General features: G+C 60.4%; 5 protein-coding genes. All 5 read left to right on the top strand.

Going from position 1 to position 3,558, the window contains the following annotated elements; translation table 11 throughout:
- The coding region (locus tag Q0176_RS01275) for a PPC domain-containing DNA-binding protein (RefSeq protein WP_299298292.1) at positions 1-353 on the top strand (353 nt) is incomplete at its 5' end.
- A 308-nt stretch (positions 354-661) separates the two neighbouring features.
- Positions 662-1,423 (top strand): amino acid ABC transporter ATP-binding protein, encoded by a 762-nt coding sequence (locus tag Q0176_RS01280; RefSeq protein ID WP_299298295.1) that lies wholly within the window; start codon positions 662-664, stop codon positions 1,421-1,423.
- Between the two features lie 51 nt (positions 1,424-1,474).
- Positions 1,475-2,257 carry an ABC transporter substrate-binding protein gene (locus Q0176_RS01285; protein WP_299298298.1) on the top strand — a complete coding sequence of 261 codons (783 nt, stop codon included), beginning with the start codon at positions 1,475-1,477 and terminating at the stop codon, positions 2,255-2,257.
- A gap of 8 nt (positions 2,258-2,265) precedes the next feature.
- Positions 2,266-2,913 carry an amino acid ABC transporter permease gene (locus Q0176_RS01290; RefSeq protein WP_299298301.1) on the top strand — a complete coding sequence of 216 codons (648 nt, stop codon included), beginning with the start codon at positions 2,266-2,268 and terminating at the stop codon, positions 2,911-2,913.
- A gap of 18 nt (positions 2,914-2,931) precedes the next feature.
- Positions 2,932-3,501, top strand: coding sequence for a CD3072 family TudS-related putative desulfidase (locus Q0176_RS01295; protein ID WP_299298304.1), 570 nt, complete (start codon positions 2,932-2,934; stop codon positions 3,499-3,501).
- Positions 3,502-3,558 lie beyond the last annotated feature (57 nt).

Here is a 3,558-nt window from a genome sequence, read left to right on the forward strand (position 1 = left end):
CCTTCGTCGAGAAGAAGGGCATCGAGGCCGCCGCGATCGTGTCGTCGGTGGGGAGCCTCTCCGAGGCGCACCTTCGGTTTGCCAACCGCAAAGAGGGGACCCTGCTGAAGGGGGACTTTGAGACGATTTGTCTGAGCGGAACGCTCGAGCCCGGTGGGCGGCACCTGCACCTCTCCATTGCCGATGGGGACGGAAGAATGTGGGGCGGCCACATGATGAAGAGCGGGAGCATCACGCGGACCACGATGGAGATCGTCATCATGGAGCTCATCGACGTCGTCTACAAGCGCGAGAAATGCCCGGTCTCCACCTACAACGAGTTGGTCGTCTATCCCAGGGAGACCGCGAAGTAGTTCCGCCCCGGGGGAGCATCGTGTCTTTCTCCTGTGGAGATAGGGGGACGCCGTGACCTCCCGGGTCGGTCCCTTCGTGCGGATACGGGGCCTGGGCAAACGTTACGGCAGCGTCGAGGCCCTTGCCCGATCCGTCCTAAGACTGCCGTACCATCTTCCAAAAACGGCCTGCGAATATGGAGGGGGATGCGAATCGTGAGGTGCAGCGGGACGGCGGGCCGTTGGCTCGATGCTTGTGGCGGAAAAATTCCCGAATGGGGACAAGCGCTCGATTCAAAAATAGGGGGCGTATAGGGTGAGGTGTCGCTATGCTCGATGACAGGGACGACGGAAGTGCGATCGATGTCCGGGGCGTGACGAAACACTTTGGGGCTCTGTGTGTTTTGGATCGGATTTCCTGCCGTTTCGAGAGGGGACGTACAACGGTGGTCATTGGTCCCAGCGGATCCGGAAAAAGCACTCTGGCCCGCTGCATCTGCGGACTGGAGACTTATGACGCGGGATCGATAACGCTCTTCGGCGAGGATGTGGCGTCTTTGCGGAGCCGTCCCAGAGCCATGAGTCGCCGTACCGGCATGATCTTCCAGCATTTCAATCTCTGGCCGCACATGACGGCGCTGGAGAATGTGGCGTTTGCCCCCAGGCGCTGTCTGAAAATGGACGAAGGACAAGCCAGGGAGCTCGCCTCCAGCCTGTTGGAGCGGGTGGGCCTGAAGAACAAGGCCCGGCACAAACCGGGTCGGCTCTCGGGAGGAGAGCAGCAACGGGTGGCGATTGCGAGGGCTTTGGCCCTGTCTCCGTCCCATCTGGTGTTCGACGAGCCGACGAGCGCCTTGGATCCCGAATTGGTGGGGGAGGTCCTGACGGTCATGTCCGACCTTTCAAAAAACGGCATGGGCATGCTGGTCATTACGCACGAGATGCAGTTTGCCCGTGAGGTTTCGGACAAGGTCGTGTTCATGGCGGAGGGAAGCGTCCAGGAGGAGGGATCGCCCGAGGAAATTTTCGAGGCCCCCGGTCTTGAAAGGACCCGAATGTTTTTGCGGCGCACCATGAGACGTCATTATTGATTTTCTCCCATGCGGATATACTGAGACAATACAATGAAGGGGAGCTGTAAGATGAGTGTTTTGAAGAAGATGGTCGGTGTTGTATCCCTTGCTTTCCTGACGTGCCTGGCGGCCGGAGGGGCCTCCTGGGCTGCCGATGCGCTGAAGAGCGTCCGGGACCGGGGGACTCTGGTCGTCGGGTTTTGTGCCGCCTATCCTCCCTTTGAGTCCCGAAACGAGACTACGGGGGAGTTCGAGGGGTTCGATGTGGACTTGGGCAGGGCTTTGGCCGAAAAACTTGGGGTTAAGGCCGAGTTCAGGGACACGGAGTGGCCGGGGCTGATCGCGGGTGTGAACAAGGGCGACTTTGACGTCCTGCTCTCCTGCATGTCGAGGTCCGAGACGCGGGAGGAGAATGTGAGCATGACGGACACGTATTACCGGCTGTCCGATGTCGCCGTCGTGAGGACGGGAGACGAACGCTTCAAATCGGTCGACGACCTCAGGGGCAAGGTCGTCGGCGTCCAGATGGGGTCCGCGTCGGAGCAGGTGGCCGACAAAATGGAGGGCCTCAAGGAGGTCCGACGCTTCAACTACAATCCCGAGGCATTTCTGGACCTGCAGAACAAGCGCATCGATGCGTTGATCGTCGGGTATGCCTACGCGGTCAACCAGATCAGGACGACGTCCGGAGGTTTCCACGTCCTGGGCGAGGTGGGCGAGCCCTCCGAGATCGTCATGGTCCTCAAAAAGGACTCCTCCTCGCTGACGGACGCCCTGAATGCGGCGCTGAAGGAGCTCCGCGAGAGCGGGAAATACGACGAGATTCTGAAAAAGTGGCTCGTAGCCGAGTAAAGTAGCGTATGGAGTTCCGAACGGACATCATCGTCGCCAATGCCGGGGCCATTGCAGAAGGGGTGTGCATGACCCTTCTTTTGACGTGCTTTTCCTTCCTTGTGGCCCTTGCTCTGGGGACGGTCGTAGGGGTCCTGCGCCGACGGGCTGGGCTCCTCTCGGCCCTGTTGGGGGGGTACGTCTCCTTTTTTCGGGGAACGCCGCTTTTGATCCAGCTGTTTCTCATCTATTATGGGCTGCCGTCCATAGGGCTCAACATGCCGCGTTACGTTGCGGCGGTCCTTTCTTTGGGGCTCAACAGCGCGGCGTACATATCGGAGATACTCAGGGGTGCTCTGGGCGCTGTGCCGAGAGGACAGGAGGAGGCCGCTCAGGTTCTGGGCCTGACGCGTTTGGAAGCCCTGATTTTCATTGTCTTTCCCCAAGCGCTGCGCGTGGCCCTGCCCGCGCTGGTCAACGCCTTCTCCTCGATTCTCAAGGACTCTTCCCTCGTCTCCGTTCTGTCCATCATGGAGCTGACCCGGATCGGGCAGCTCATTTATACTCGAACCTACAGGGCCTTTGAGATCTACCTGGCGGTGGCGGTGGTTTACTACATTTTGACGGAGACGGTGGCCTGTTTTTCCCGGCGCCTCGAGAGGGCCCTCGAAGCCTAGTCCGGAAGGGGAGAAGACGTGAAGAGAGGCAGAAAAATAGTGGCGCTGGCGCACTGTATTTTGAACGCGAACGCGAAGGTTGCCGGTATTGCACAGACCCCGGGGGCGATCCCCGTTATTGTCGAGGGGCTCCTGAGGGACGGCGTCGGTATCGTGCAGCTTCCCTGCCCCGAACAGACCTACGGGGGATGCCGCCGATGGGGGATGACGCGGGAGCAGTACGACGTCCCCAAGTATCGCAAGCACTGCCGCGCCCTTCTGGAGGACGTTGTGGACCAGATGGAGGACTACCTTCGCAACGATTACGAGGTCCTTGGGATCGTCGGCGTAGACGGCAGCCCTTCTTGCGGTGTCGATCGGACCTGCGTTGGATACCCGGGCGGGGAGATCGCATCGATGCGGCTGCTGCCGGAATGCTCCATTGTCGAAGGAAGAGGCGTTTTCCTGGAATGTCTGATGTCGATGCTTCACGATCGGGGGGTGTCGATCCCTGCGGTCGGGATCGACGAGGCGCTCCAGGAAGCGTTGTCCTGGGCCGAGCTCTCGAAAAAGCTATGTCGCTGCGCCGAAGGTATGGGGGCGCCATGACTTCCGGGGTCGGTCCCTTCGTGCGGATACGGGGCCTGGGCAAACGTTACGGCAGCG

Origin of the sequence: uncultured Fretibacterium sp. (genome assembly GCF_938040765.1) — a bacterium.
In the GTDB taxonomy this organism is placed as follows: domain Bacteria; phylum Synergistota; class Synergistia; order Synergistales; family Aminobacteriaceae; genus CAJPSE01.

What these genes read in the sequence shown, in the direction of transcription:
- Q0176_RS01280 (WP_299298295.1), top strand. Translation starts at nt 662, where the DNA reads ATGCTCGATGACAGGGACGACGGAAGTGCGATCGATGTCCGGGGCGTG.
- Q0176_RS01285 (WP_299298298.1), top strand. Translation starts at nt 1,475, where the DNA reads ATGAGTGTTTTGAAGAAGATGGTCGGTGTTGTATCCCTTGCTTTCCTG.
- Q0176_RS01290 (WP_299298301.1), top strand. Translation starts at nt 2,266, where the DNA reads ATGGAGTTCCGAACGGACATCATCGTCGCCAATGCCGGGGCCATTGCA.